Here is a 12,526-nt window from a genome sequence, read left to right as displayed (position 1 = left end):
GGAACTGTCGGTATCCGACAATCCGTGCCCATGCCATTTTCGCCCGATCCGCCGGACCGCCGGCGCGGCGTTGTGGTGTCCGCTGCGTGCCGGATCGGGAACCCGGCGGCGGGGTGCACCCGTTGCCCCCGTGGTGCGGTACGAGTCGGGGCCGCCGCACAGCAACGCCGGACCAGGCCCCGGCGACGAGCGGAGGCAGAGCGCGGATGAGCGAGGCACAGCCGGGGACCACCCACCGGCGCGGACGACTGCTGGCCCTGGCCGCGCTGGCGGCCGGTGCGGGAACGGTCGCCTGGGCGCTGCGCGACCTGCCGGCGGCGTTCGGTCGGCGGCCGGACGGGGAGCGGGAGGAGCGGCTGCGCAACTCGCCGCAGTACCGCGACGGCGTCTTCCACAACGCGCCCTCCGAGCTGGCCCGGCCGGCCGGCGCTCCGTCCTTCGACGGGGACACGGTGCGCCGGATGCTGTTCCAGCGCGAGGGCCGGACGCCGCGCCTCCCGGTGCCGACCGTCCGGCCGGCCGGCGGGGCGGGCCCGGCCGCCGAGGGTGTCGCGATCACCTGGTACGGGCACGCCTCGGCGCTGGTCGAGATCGAGGGCTCCCGCGTGCTGCTCGACCCGATCTGGAGCGAGCGCTGCTCCCCCGCCACGCAGGTCGGCCCGCGCCGGCTGCACCCGGTACCGGTGGAGCTGGAAGAGCTGCCGCAGGTCGACGCGGTGCTGATCTCGCACGACCACTACGACCACCTGGACATGGCGACCGTCCGCCGGCTGGTGCGCAGCCAGTCGGCACCGTTCGCGGTGCCGCTCGGCATCGGCGCCCACCTGCGCCGCTGGGGGGTGCCGGAGCACCGGATCATCGAGCTGGACTGGGACGAGACCTGCACGCTCGGCGAGCTGGCGCTCACGCTGACCGCCGCCCACCACTTCTCCGGCCGCGGTCTGACCCGCAACACGACGCTCTGGGGTTCGTGGGTGGTCGCGGGGGCGACCCGCAAGGTCTTCTACACCGGCGACTCCGGCTACTTCGAGGGCTACGGGCGGATCGGCGCCGAGCACGGCCCGTTCGACGCCGCGCTGGTCCAGGTCGGCGCCTACGACCCGGCCTGGGCGGACATCCACATGACGCCGGAGGACGCCGTGCTCGCCCACCGCGAGCTGGGCGCGGACCTGCTGGTGCCGGTCCACTGGTGCACCTTCAACCTCGGCCTGCACCCGTGGGCCGAGCCGGTCGAGCGGCTGCTGGTCGAGGCCAAGGAGCAGGGCGTACGGCTGGCGGTGCCGCGCCCCGGTGAGCGCGTGGACGTCGACAACCCGCCGGAGCTGGACGGCTGGTGGGAGGCGGTCGGGTAGCGGAACCGCGGAGCTGCGCGTGTCACCGGGGAAATGCGCTGGCCCAAAGCCCTTTGACGGGAAATGATGCCGTGCGGGTACCCCTGCATCCCGGGTGCCCGCACCGCCATTCCGCCCGACCAGGGAGCCCGATTGCCTCCGCTGCCCCCGACCAGCAGCGCCGGCGCCCCGCGCGCCGTCGACCCGCTCTTCCTCGGCTTTCCGCTGCGCGCCCTCGCCGACGCCGCCCTGGACCGCGCGCGCCGGCTCGGCGCCGAGCACGCCGACTTCCGCCTGGAGCGGGTCCGCAGCGCCTCGTGGCGGCTGCGCGACGCCCGGCCGTCCGGCACCTCCGACAGCCTCCAGCTCGGTTTCGCCGTCCGGGTGCTGCTGGACGGCGCCTGGGGCTTCGCCGCCGGGGTCGACCTCACCCCGGAGGCGGCGGCGGGCGTCGCCGAGCAGGCCGTCGCGGTGGCCCGGCTCTCCGGCGGGATCAGCCGTGCGGCCGGGTCGACCGACCGGGTGGAGCTGGCCGACGAGCCGGTCTACCCGGACGCCACCTGGGTCTCCGCCTACGACGTGAACCCGTTCGAGGTGCCGGACGCCGAGAAGACGGCGCTGCTGGCCGACTGGAGCTCGCGGCTGCTGGCCGCCGGGGGCGTCTCGCACGTCCAGGCCACCCTGCTGACCGTCCAGGAGAACAAGTTCTACGCGGACACCGCCGGCACCGTCACCACCCAGCAGCGGATCCGGCTGCACCCGGTGCTGGAGGCCACCTCGGTGGACGAGCGCACCGGCGCCTTCGACTCGATGCGGACGCTGGCCCCGCCGGTCGGGCGCGGATTCGAGTACCTGACGGGCACCGGCTGGGACTGGGACGCCGAGCTGGCCGAGCTGCCGGTCCTGCTGGCCGAGAAGATGAAGGCGCCGGGCGTCCGGCCGGGCCGCTACGACCTGGTCATCGACCCGTCCAACCTCTGGCTGACCATCCACGAGTCGATCGGCCACGCCACCGAACTGGACCGCGCGCTCGGCTACGAGGCGGCCTACGCCGGGACGTCCTTCGCCACCTTCGACAAGCTCGGCTCGCTGAAGTACGGCTCCGAGCTGATGCACGTCACCGGCGACCGCACCGCCGAGCACGGCCTGTCCACCATCGGCTTCGACGACGAGGGTGTCGCCACCCGGTCGTGGGACCTCGTGAAGGACGGCGTCCTGACCGGTTACCAGCTCGACCGCGGCATGGCGAAGCTGAAGGGTTTCGAGCGTTCCAACGGCTGCGCCTTCGCCGACTCGCCGGCGCACGTCCCGGTCCAGCGGATGGCCAACGTCTCGCTCCGGCCGGCCGCCGACGGCCCGTCCACCGAGGGCCTGTTCGAGGGCGTCGAGAACGGCCTGTACATCGTCGGGGACCGCTCCTGGTCGATCGACATGCAGCGGTACAACTTCCAGTTCACCGGGCAGCGCGCCTACGCCATCCGGAACGGCGAACTCGCCGGCCAGGTCAAGGACTTCGCCTACCAGGCCACCACCACCGACTTCTGGGGCTCGATGACGGCCGTCGGCGGGCCGCAGACCTACGTGCTGGGCGGCGCCTTCAACTGCGGCAAGGCGCAGCCCGGCCAGGTCGCGGCGGTCAGCCACGGCTGCCCCTCGGCGCTGTTCCGCAACGTCAACGTGCTCAACACCCAGCAGGAGGCGGGTCACTGATGACCGCGATGCAGCCCCACGAACTCGTCGAGCTGGCACTCGGCCTCTCCCGCGCCGACGGCTGCGTGGTGATCGCCGACGAGGAGTCGACCGCCAACCTCCGCTGGGCGGGCAACGCGCTGACCACCAACGGCGTCACCCGGGGCCGCCGGCTCACCGTGATCGCCACGGTGGCCGGCGCCGAGGGCACCGCCTCCGGCGTGGTCTCCCGCGAGGCCGTCACGTCCGACGACGTGGCGGACCTGGTCCGGGCCGCCGAGGAGGCCGCCCGCGCGGCCGGGCCGGCCGAGGACGCCCAGCCCCTGGTCACGGTCGCCGACCAGCCGGCCTCTCCGCACTTCACCGAGCCCCCGGCGGAGACGTCGGTCGCGGTCTTCGAGGAGTTCGCGCCGGCCCTCGGCACCGCCTTCGCCCGGGCCGCCGCCCAGGGCGAACTGCTGTACGGCTTCGCCCGGCACGAGCTGGTCTCCAGCTACCTGGGCACCTCCACCGGCCTGCGGCTGCGCCACGACCAGCCGACCGGCACGGTCGAGCTGAACGCCAAGACCGCCGACCTGTCCGGCTCGGCCTGGGCCGGCGCCGCCACCCGGGACTTCTCCGACGTGGACGTCACCGCCCTGCACGCCGGGCTGACCACCCGGCTCGGCTGGGGCTCCCGGCGGATCGACCTGCCGGCCGGCCGGTACGAGACGCTGCTGCCGCCCTCCGCCGTCGCCGACCTCATGGTCTACCTGAACTGGTCCGCCGGCGGCCGGGACGCCTTCGAGGGCCGGACGGTCTTCTCCCGGCCCGGCGGCGGCACCCGGATCGGCGACAAGCTCAGCGGGCTGCCGCTGACGCTGCGCTCCGACCCGGACGAGCCCGGCCTGGAGGCGGCGCCGTTCGTGCTGGCGCACGCCACCGAGGGCGACGCCTCGGTCTTCGACAACGGCCTGCCGCTGTCGAGGACCGACTGGATCCGGGACGGCGAGCTGGCCGGGCTGGTCACCAGCCGCCACTCGGCCGGCCTGACGTCGCTCGCCCTGCGCCCGGCGGTCGACAACCTGGTCCTGGAGACGGCCGACCAGGCGGCGGCGCCGACCCTGGAGGAGATGATCGCCCGGACCGAGCGGGGGCTGCTGCTCACCTGCCTCTGGTACATCCGCGAGGTGGACCCGGCGACGCTGCTGCTCACCGGTCTGACCCGGGACGGCGTCTACCTGGTGGAGAACGGCCGGGTGGTCGGTGCGGTGAACAACTTCCGGTTCAACGAGTCGCCGGTGGAGCTGCTCGGCCGGATCACCGAGGTGGGCCGCACCGAGCGCTGCCTGCCGCGCGAGTGGAGCGACTGGTTCACCCGGACCGCGATGCCGCCGGTGCGGGTCGAGGGCTTCAACATGAGTTCGGTCAGCCAGGCGTCGTAGCCGGGCCGGCCGGGGGGAGGGAACGAGGAACGTGGACGAGAAGCGCACGGTCAGGACCAGCAAGATGCTGTCCCGCATCCTGCGGCACGAGCCCGAGCGGGTGGGGGTGACGCTGGACGGGGCCGGCTGGGTCCGGGTGGACGTCCTGCTGGCCGCCCTGGCGGCCCGGGGCACCCGGCTCACCCGGGTCGAGCTGGACCACGTGGTGGCGACCAACAACAAACGCCGCTTCGCCTACTCGGAGGACGGCCTCTCGATCCGGGCCAGCCAGGGGCACACGGTGGCGGTCGACCTCGGTCTGGCCGCCGCCGCGCCCCCGGCGGTGCTGTTCCACGGCACCGCCGCCCGGAGCCTGGACGCGATATTCCGCGAGGGCCTGCGGCCGATGGCCCGGCAGGACGTCCACCTGTCCGCCGACACCGGGACGGCCACCCGGGTGGGCGCCCGGCACGGCCGTCCGGTGGTGCTGGAGGTCGACGCCGCCGCGATGGCGGCGGCCGGCCACGAGTTCCGGATCAGCGCCAACGGCGTCTGGCTGACCGACGCGGTGCCGCCGGAGTACCTCTCCCAGCCGTAGGGGCGCGTGTCCGTCCGCCCCGGTCTCGTCGCCGGTCACCCTGCGGCGTACCGTGGGAAGGCCGCGCGGCGAGGCGCGCGGGTGCGCGGACGAGGGCGGTTGGACATGGGAAAGAGCGCCGGCGACGACGAGGTCTTCCGGATCACGGGGGCCCGCAGCAGCCTGACCGAGGACGTCCGCGGGCGGCAGCGCCGCTACGTGGCCTCGATGCTGCTGCGCACGGTCTGCGTGCTGCTCGCGGTGGTGCTGTGGGACGTCCAGCGCTGGGTGGCGGTCGCGGCGCTGGCGGGCGGGGTGCTGCTGCCGTACTTCGCGGTGCTGATCGCCAACGCGGGCCGGGAACGGGCGCCGGGTCTGCCCTCCACCTTCGACGTGCCGCCGACCACTCCGCTGATGCTCGGCCCCGGCGGGAGGGGCGGGTCCGGTGTGACGCACGGTACCGATGTGGCCGAGCGCATGCCCACCGATTCTTCACAGACGTCGAACTGACTGCCCGTTTTGAGCTGTTTTCCGCCGTTGCATTCCACAGAAAGCTCAGAAGAAGCTCAGATTAATCATGCAAGACCTCCCCATGCCCGGGTCGGACCGTGACATACTGCGTACGCGCTCCGCATCCCCCGTCGGAGCGACGGACCGACGCCGGGCGGCTCCCCCCGTGGCTGCCCGGCGTCGCCATGCCCGCGCGCACCGCGGGGCCGCAGGCCCGCCGGACGGCGGACGGACCCCCTCCGGGCGCGTGACAGACTGGCGGTGACGACCCACCCGCCGACCGCCTGAGGACGACGCCATGCTGTTCCCGGACACCCAGCCGCAGACCCCGATCTGCTCCGCCAAGGGCTGCCGGTCCGACGCCGCGTGGGTCCTGGTCTGGAACAACCCCAAGCTGCACACCCCGGACCGCCGCAAGACCTGGCTCGCCTGCCCGGAGCACCGCGAGCACCTCTCCGAGTTCCTGGGCGTGCGCGGCTTCCTCAAGGAGGTCGTCGCCTTCACCGACCGGAGCGCCGAAGAGGGCGCCCCCACGGACGGCACCCCCGCAGAGGGCTGAGCCCGGGCCCGGCACGGTCCGGCCGGCGACCAGGGCCGGACCCTAGCCGCCGATCGCCGACATCGGGCGGTCGGGCTGGTGGAACTCCGGGTCGTCGATCCCGGCACCGGCCTTCTTGCCCCACATCGCCTGGCGCCAGAGCGCCCCCAGCTCGGCGTCGTCGGCCCCCGAGCGCAGCGCCGTCCGCAGGTCGGTCTCGCCACTCGCGAAGAGGCAGTTGCGCACCTGCCCGTCGGCGGTCAGCCGGGTCCGGTCGCAGGCGCGGCAGAACGGGCGGGTCACCGAGGCGATCACCCCGACCCGGGCCGGACCCCCGTCCACGACCCAGCGCTCCGCGGGAGCGGCGCCCCGGCCGGCGGACGACTCGGGGGTGAGCGTGAACCTGGTGGTCAGCCGGTCCAGGATCTCCTCCGCGGTGACCATGGCCGAGCGGTCCCAGCCGTGCTGGGCGTCCAGCGGCATCTGCTCGATGAACCGCAGCTCGTAGCCGCGCTCCAGGCACCAGGCGAGCAGCTCGGGCGCCTCGTGGTCGTTGACCCCGCGCATCAGCACCGCGTTGAGCTTGACCGGCGTCAGCCCGGCGTCCTCGGCGGCGGCCAGTCCGTCCAGCACGTCCTGGTGGCGGCGGCGCCGGGTGAGGGTGTGGAAGGTGTCCGGGTCCAGCGTGTCGAGCGAGACGTTGACCCGGTCGAGGCCGGCGGCGCGCAGCGCCCCCGCGGTCCGCGCCAGGCCGATGCCGTTGGTGGTGAGCGAGAGCTCGGGGCGCGGCGTCAGCTCGGCGCAGGCGGCGACGACGGCCACCAGGCCGGGCCGCAGCAGCGGCTCCCCGCCGGTGAAGCGGACCTCCTGGACGCCGAGGTCGCGGACGGCGACGGTCACCAGCCGGACGATCTCCTCGTCGGTGAGCAGCTCCGGCTTGGCCAACCACTGCAGGCCCTCCTCCGGCATGCAGTAGGTGCAGCGCAGGTTGCACCGGTCGGTGAGGGAGACCCGCAGGTCGACGGCGCGGCGGCCGAAGGTGTCGAGCAGCACGGCGATCCCTTCCCGAGAGTGGCGGCCCTGGACAGCGACCGGCCCGGCCCGCCGTCGCGGCGGGCCGGGCCAGCTTAGCCATCGGCCGTTCGTCAGTGGGCGCCCAGTCCGGTCAGCGAGCGGACCTCCAGTTCAGCGTACTTCGCCGGGTCGGCCGGCTCGCGCGAGAGCACGGTGCCGATCCAGCCCGCCAGGAAGCCGACCGGGATGGAGACCAGGCCGGGGTTCTCCAGGGGGAACCACTGGAAGTCGGAGTGCGGGAAGAGCGAGTTCTTGCCACCCGAGACCACCGGGGAGAACGCCACCAGCACCACCGAGCTGATCAGACCGGCGTAGACCGAGCTGACCGCGCCCGCGGTGTTGAAGCGCTTCCAGAACAGCGAGAAGAGCAGCGTGGGCAGGTTGGCCGAGGCGGCCACCGCGAAGGCCAGTGCGACCAGGGCGGCGGTGTTGAGCTTGTCCGCGAAGAGGCTCAGCACGATCGCCACCGCGCCGATCGCGGCGGCGGCCCACTTGGCCGCGTTGACCTCCTCCCGCTCGGTGACCTTGCCCCGCCGGATGACGTTGGCGTAGAGGTCGTGCGCGAAGGAGGCCGAGGAGGCCAGGGTGAGGCCGGCCACCACGGCGAGGATGGTGGCGAAGGCGACCGCGGAGATCACCGCCAGCAGGACGGCCCCGCCGGTGGTGCCCGAGCCGCCGCCGAGCGTCTCGGCGAGCTGCGGGGCCGCGGTGTTGCCGGCCGCGTTGGCCGCCTTGATCGCCTTGGGTCCGACCAGGGCCGCCGCGCCGAAGCCGAGCGCCAGGGTCATCAGGTAGAAGCCGCCGATGATCCCGATGGCCCAGAGCACCGACTTCCGGGCCGCCTTGGCGGTGGGCACGGTGTAGAAGCGGACCAGGATGTGCGGCAGGCCCGCGGTGCCCAGCACGAGCGCCAGGCCGAGGCTGATGAAGTCGAGTTTGCTGGTCCCGGTGGCGCCGTACTTCAGCCCGGGTTCGAGGAAGGCGTTGGCCTTGCCGCTGGCGTCGGCGGCGGCGCCGAGCAGTGCGGAGATGTTGAAGTTGTACTTGGCCAGCACCAGGACGGTCATCAGGGCGGTGCCGGCGATCAGCAGCACGGCCTTGACGATCTGCACCCAGGTGGTGCCCTTCATGCCCCCTATGGCGACGTAGACGACCATCAGGGCGCCGACGGCGACGATCGTCCACCGCTTGGCGCTGTCCCCGCTGACGCCGAGCAGCAGGGCGACCAGGGTGCCCGCGCCGACCATCTGGGCGAGCAGGTAGAAGATCGACACCACGATGGTGGAGATGCCCGCGGCGGTGCGGACGGGCCGCTGGCGCATCCGGAAGGCCAGCACGTCGGCCATGGTGTAGCGGCCGGCGTTGCGCAGCGGCTCGGCGACCAGCAGCAGCGCGACCAGCCAGGCGACCAGGAAGCCGATCGAGTAGAGGAAGCCGTCGTAGCCGAAGAGCGCGATGGCTCCGGCGATACCGAGGAAGGACGCGGCCGACATGTAGTCGCCGGAGATGGCCAGACCGTTCTGGAAGCCGGAGAAGCTGCGGCCGCCGGCGTAGAAGTCGGCGGCGTCCTTGGTCTGCCGCCCGGCCCAGACGGTGATGCCGAGGGTGGCGAGCACGAAGAGGCCGAACAGGGTCATCGTCAGACCGCGGTGCTCGGTGGCGCCCGCGGCGAGGGTGAGGGGGTCGGCGAGGGTGAGGGGGTCGGCGAGCGCGACGGCGCTCGCGGTATGGCTGGCGAGCAGGGTCATTCGGCGGCCTCCCGGGGGGCGTGGACCACCGCGCCGCGCGCCTCGCGGATGGCGGCGGCAGGTGGGTCGAGCCTCCGGTCCGCGTAGCGCGCGTACCAGGCCGCGATGGCGAAAGTGGTGACGAACTGCAGCAGTCCGAGGACCAGGGCGATGTTGATGTGCCCGACGACCTTGGTGCCCATCAGGCCGGGGGCGTAACTGGAGAGCAGCACGTAGAGCAGGTACCAGAGGACGAAGCCGATGGTGACCGGGAACGCGAAGTTCCGGAACGAGCGCCGGAGGGCGCGGAACTCCGCGCCCTCCTCGATGAGTTGGGTTTCCTTGGCGGTGGTGGTGATCGGCGGCGATTCCACTCTGACTCCTCACTCCTTCGGCGTAGTGGTCGCACCAGTGGAACGATCGGACGTGAGCGGCGTCACAGTCCGGATGCGCGCCGCGCAATGCTAGGAGGGTGGCGCGCGGGCCGAAAGAGGTTGACCGTGATCAGCCAGACGTTCACTCCGTTGCACTAGCCGATTGGCCGAAAACAGACGTATCCGGACATGCCGAAGGGCGGCACCGGACTGCGGTGCCGCCCTTCGAAAAGCGTCAACTTGGAGGCGTCAGAACGTGATCCGCACCTTCAGCGCCGAGCGGTCGTCCATCGCCCGGTAGCCGTCCGGCACGCCCTCCAGGTCCACCGTGCGGTCGAACACGAGGCCCGGCTCGATGGCCCCGGAGAGGACGTCCGGCAGCAGCTCGGGGATGTAGGCGCGGGCCGGCGCGACCCCGCCGTTCAGCGAAACGTTTCGGCCGAACATCTGCCCGATGTCGACGCCGGCGCTGCCGCCGTGCGGCACCCCGACGTAACCGACCGCGCCGCCGTCCCGGGCGATCGAGACGGCGGTGCGCATCGACTCCTCGGTGCCGACCGCCTCCAGCACGGAGTGCGCGCCCTGGCCGCCGGTCAGCTCCCGGACCGCCTCGATCGCCGCGTCGCCGCGCTCCGCGACCACGTCGGTGGCCCCGAACCGCCGGGCCAGGTCGGTCCGGGCGGTGTGCCGGCCGAGCGCGATGATCCGCCCGGCGCCGAGCCGGTGCGCGGCCAGCACGCCGCACAGGCCCACCGCGCCGTCACCGACCACCGCCACGGTGGATCCCGGCCGGACCCGCGCGGAGACCGCGGCGTGGTGCCCGGTCGCCATCACGTCCGAGAGCGCCAGCAGGCCCGGCAGCAGCTTCTCGTCGCCCTGGGCCTCCTTGGGCAGCTTCACCAGCGTGCCGTCCGCCCACGGGACGCGCACCGCCTCGCCCTGCCCGCCGTCCGAGCCGACCTGACCCCAGAAGCCGCCGTGCGGGCAGGAGGTCTGCAGCCCCTCGCGACAGAAGTCACACCTGCCGTCCGACCAGACGAACGGCGCGACCACCAGATCGCCGACCTCGAAGTCACGCACCTCGGCGCCCGTCTCCTCGATCACACCGAGAAATTCGTGCCCGATCCGTTGCCCGGCGACCCGGGCCGCGACACCGCGGTACGCCCACAGGTCGCTGCCGCAGATGCAGGCGTTCACCACCCGCACCACCGCGTCGGTCGGCTGCTGCACGACCGGGTCCGGCACCTGCTCGATCCGGATGTCACTGGGGCCGTGGATCACGGTGGCGCGCATGAGGGTTCGTCCTTCGGAGAGGCGCCCGCGGGGTGCGGCGGGCGGCCGGCAGATATTCGACCAGGTGTACGACGAATACTCCGCCCACTCTATTCCGGCCCGCCCCGTCCAACATTCCGAGCGGCACCGGTCCCACCCGTATCGCGGCGGCGCACCGCCCGCGGGCCTTATTCTGTTGGACCATGTACGCGATCCAGCCCGAGACGCCCGGCGCGGTACCGCGGACGGCTCCCGTCCCGGCCCAGCGCTCCGCCGCCCCCGCCGAGGGCTTCGCGGTGGTGGACGTCGAGACCACCGGCCTCGGCCGCTCGGACCGCGTCATCTCGGCGGGCGTCTACCAACTGGACGAGGACGGCACCGTCACCGACCACTGGTACACGCTGGTGAACCCCGAGCGCGACCCCGGACCGGTCTGGATCCACGGCCTCACCAGCGACCTGCTGGTGGGCGCGCCCACCTTCCCGGAGATCGCCGGCGAGTTCGCCGAGCGGCTGCGCGGCCGGGTGATGGTCGCCCACAACGCGCTCTTCGACTGGAACATGATCTCCCGCGAGTTCTCCCGGGCCGGCCTGCGCGCCCCGGTCGACCAGCGGATCTGCACCATGGTGCTGGCCCGCGACCTCCGGCTGCCGCTGCCCAACGGCAAGCTCTCGTCGCTCGCCCGGCACTTCGGCGTCCACCAGCAGCAGGCGCACAACGCGCTGGACGACGCCCGGGTGCTCGCCGAGGCGTTCCGGCCCAGCCTGCACCTGGCCCGCCAGGGGGGCGTCCCGCTGCCGCTGCAGACCTGCGTGGCCGTCACCGACCTCGGCGACGACCAGCCGGCCTCGCCCGCCCGGGGCAACTGGACCGGTGCCGCCTACCGCCAGGCCCGCAAGCGCCCCGCCTGCCCGTACCCGAACCCCGGGCGCTGGGAGGACGGCGAGCCGCTGGTCCAGGGCATGCGCGTGGCGTTCACCGGCGACACCTCCACCGACCGCGAGCTGTTGGAGGACCGCGCCGTCGAGGCGGGCCTGCACATCGCCTCGTCGGTGAGCCGGCTCACCAGCCTGCTGGTCACCAACGAACCGGGCAGCTGGAGCGGCAAGGCCCGCAAGGCCCGCGAGGTCGGCACCCCGGTGATCGGCGAGGACGCCTTCCTCCAGCTGCTGCGCGAGGTCGCCCCGCACCCCGGTGCGTGAGCCGGTTGTGAGGTGGGCGTACCGTGCCCATGTGTACCGTTTTCTGCTCTCCCGGCGCTGGCTGATCACCCTGTTGGTCGCCGTGCTGCTGATCCCCACCACCATCCGGCTGGGGTTCTGGCAACTGCACCGCCACGAGGCGCGGGTGGACCGCAACGAGCTGATCGCCCGGGCCCTCACCGACCGGCCCGTCCCGTACGAGACCCTTTCGGCGGAACCCGGCTTCGCCGTCCCCAAGGGGCTCACCTGGCGCGCGGTGACCACCACCGGGCAGTACGACCCGGAGCACGAGTTCGTGGTCCGCAAGCGGACCGACTCCAGCGGTGACAAGATCGGCTACTTCGTGATCACCCCGCTGGTGCTCGACGGCGGCAGGGGCACCGTCCTGGTCAACCGCGGCTGGGTGGCCTCCGGCACCTCCGCCGTCACCTACCCGGACGTCCCGGCCGCGCCGTCCGGCCAGGTCACCCTGACCGGACGGCTGCGCGCCGACGAGGCCGCCGGCAACGGCCTCAAGGACCGCGCCGGCCTGCCGGACCGGCAGTTCAACCTGATCAGCTCCACCCAGCAGGCCAGGGAGACCGGTGCCGCCCTCCTCGGCGGCTACCTGGAGCTCACCGCGACCGTGCCGGCACCGGCCGACGAGCCCGAGCTGCTGCCCGAGCCCAACCACTCCGACATCGGCCCGCACATGGCGTACGCGATCCAGTGGTGGCTGTTCACCGCGATGATCCCGGTCGGGTTCTGGGTGATGGCGCGGCGCGAGGCCAAGGACCGGCGCAAGGAGGCCGGCGAGGCCGAGGTCGCCCCGGTCGCCGTCCCCGCCTGA

At 73.2% G+C, this 12,526-nt stretch carries 12 protein-coding genes; 8 read left to right on the top strand and 4 right to left on the bottom strand.

From position 1 onward, the window contains the following. Positions 1–206 precede the first annotated feature (206 nt). The 6 genes from ACFWIC_RS22275 to ACFWIC_RS22250 all read left to right on the top strand — a co-directional run bounded on the left by ACFWIC_RS22275 (position 207) and on the right by ACFWIC_RS22250 (position 6,069). Positions 207–1,352 (top strand): MBL fold metallo-hydrolase, encoded by a 1,146-nt coding sequence (locus ACFWIC_RS22275; protein ID WP_329949594.1) that lies wholly within the window; start codon positions 207–209, stop codon positions 1,350–1,352. A 141-nt stretch (positions 1,353–1,493) separates the two neighbouring features. Then, positions 1,494–3,041 carry a TldD/PmbA family protein gene (locus ACFWIC_RS22270; RefSeq protein WP_329949603.1) on the top strand — a complete coding sequence of 516 codons (1,548 nt, stop codon included), beginning with the start codon at positions 1,494–1,496 and terminating at the stop codon, positions 3,039–3,041. Next, positions 3,041–4,444, top strand: coding sequence for a metallopeptidase TldD-related protein (locus ACFWIC_RS22265; protein ID WP_329883441.1), 1,404 nt, complete (start codon positions 3,041–3,043; stop codon positions 4,442–4,444). Before ACFWIC_RS22270 ends, ACFWIC_RS22265 begins: the two co-directional genes overlap by 1 nt. 31 nt (positions 4,445–4,475) lie before the next feature. After that, positions 4,476–5,021, top strand: coding sequence for an RNA 2'-phosphotransferase (locus ACFWIC_RS22260; protein WP_329883440.1), 546 nt, complete (start codon positions 4,476–4,478; stop codon positions 5,019–5,021). A gap of 105 nt (positions 5,022–5,126) precedes the next feature. After that, positions 5,127–5,510 (top strand): DUF3099 domain-containing protein, encoded by a 384-nt coding sequence (locus ACFWIC_RS22255; RefSeq protein ID WP_329883439.1) that lies wholly within the window; start codon positions 5,127–5,129, stop codon positions 5,508–5,510. Positions 5,511–5,808: 298 nt separating this feature from the next. Next, positions 5,809–6,069: a hypothetical protein gene (locus tag ACFWIC_RS22250; protein WP_380353825.1), complete on the top strand. Its 261-nt coding sequence runs from the start codon at positions 5,809–5,811 to the stop codon at positions 6,067–6,069. Positions 6,070–6,111: 42 nt separating this feature from the next. On the opposite strand, the gene moaA is transcribed toward ACFWIC_RS22250, so the two are convergent. The 4 genes from moaA to ACFWIC_RS22230 all read right to left on the bottom strand — a co-directional run bounded on the left by moaA (position 6,112) and on the right by ACFWIC_RS22230 (position 10,516). Next, complete coding sequence (gene moaA / locus ACFWIC_RS22245) at positions 6,112–7,101, bottom strand: GTP 3',8-cyclase MoaA (RefSeq protein WP_380353828.1); 990 nt, start codon at positions 7,099–7,101, stop codon at positions 6,112–6,114. A 92-nt stretch (positions 7,102–7,193) separates the two neighbouring features. Continuing rightward, positions 7,194–8,759 (bottom strand): cation acetate symporter, encoded by a 1,566-nt coding sequence (locus tag ACFWIC_RS22240; RefSeq protein ID WP_329949602.1) that lies wholly within the window; start codon positions 8,757–8,759, stop codon positions 7,194–7,196. 107 nt (positions 8,760–8,866) lie between these two features. Continuing rightward, positions 8,867–9,223: a DUF485 domain-containing protein gene (locus tag ACFWIC_RS22235; protein ID WP_329883435.1), complete on the bottom strand. Its 357-nt coding sequence runs from the start codon at positions 9,221–9,223 to the stop codon at positions 8,867–8,869. Positions 9,224–9,472: 249 nt separating this feature from the next. Continuing rightward, positions 9,473–10,516 (bottom strand): zinc-dependent alcohol dehydrogenase family protein, encoded by a 1,044-nt coding sequence (locus ACFWIC_RS22230; protein WP_329883434.1) that lies wholly within the window; start codon positions 10,514–10,516, stop codon positions 9,473–9,475. A 182-nt stretch (positions 10,517–10,698) separates the two neighbouring features. Here ACFWIC_RS22230 and ACFWIC_RS22225 point away from each other — a divergent pair, with 182 nt between their 5' ends. Further along, positions 10,699–11,697: a DEDDh family exonuclease gene (locus ACFWIC_RS22225; protein ID WP_329949591.1), complete on the top strand. Its 999-nt coding sequence runs from the start codon at positions 10,699–10,701 to the stop codon at positions 11,695–11,697. Between the two features lie 31 nt (positions 11,698–11,728). Continuing rightward, positions 11,729–12,526 carry an SURF1 family protein gene (locus ACFWIC_RS22220; RefSeq protein ID WP_329883432.1) on the top strand — a complete coding sequence of 266 codons (798 nt, stop codon included), beginning with the start codon at positions 11,729–11,731 and terminating at the stop codon, positions 12,524–12,526.

This window comes from Kitasatospora sp. NPDC127035 (genome assembly GCF_042726075.1).
Taxonomy (GTDB): domain Bacteria; phylum Actinomycetota; class Actinomycetes; order Streptomycetales; family Streptomycetaceae; genus Kitasatospora.
This window is presented reverse-complemented; position numbering and strand designations above follow the sequence as displayed.

Bases quoted from the DNA above. Each gene is read 5' to 3' on its own strand.
- ACFWIC_RS22230 (WP_329883434.1), bottom strand. From the start codon at position 10,516: ATGCGCGCCACCGTGATCCACGGCCCCAGTGACATCCGGATCGAGCAG.
- ACFWIC_RS22240 (WP_329949602.1), bottom strand. From the start codon at position 8,759: ATGACCCTGTTCGGCCTCTTCGTGCTCGCCACCCTCGGCATCACCGTC.
- ACFWIC_RS22255 (WP_329883439.1), top strand. From the start codon at position 5,127: ATGGGAAAGAGCGCCGGCGACGACGAGGTCTTCCGGATCACGGGGGCC.
- ACFWIC_RS22275 (WP_329949594.1), top strand. From the start codon at position 207: ATGAGCGAGGCACAGCCGGGGACCACCCACCGGCGCGGACGACTGCTG.
- ACFWIC_RS22250 (WP_380353825.1), top strand. From the start codon at position 5,809: ATGCTGTTCCCGGACACCCAGCCGCAGACCCCGATCTGCTCCGCCAAG.
- ACFWIC_RS22225 (WP_329949591.1), top strand. From the start codon at position 10,699: ATGTACGCGATCCAGCCCGAGACGCCCGGCGCGGTACCGCGGACGGCT.
- ACFWIC_RS22265 (WP_329883441.1), top strand. From the start codon at position 3,041: ATGACCGCGATGCAGCCCCACGAACTCGTCGAGCTGGCACTCGGCCTC.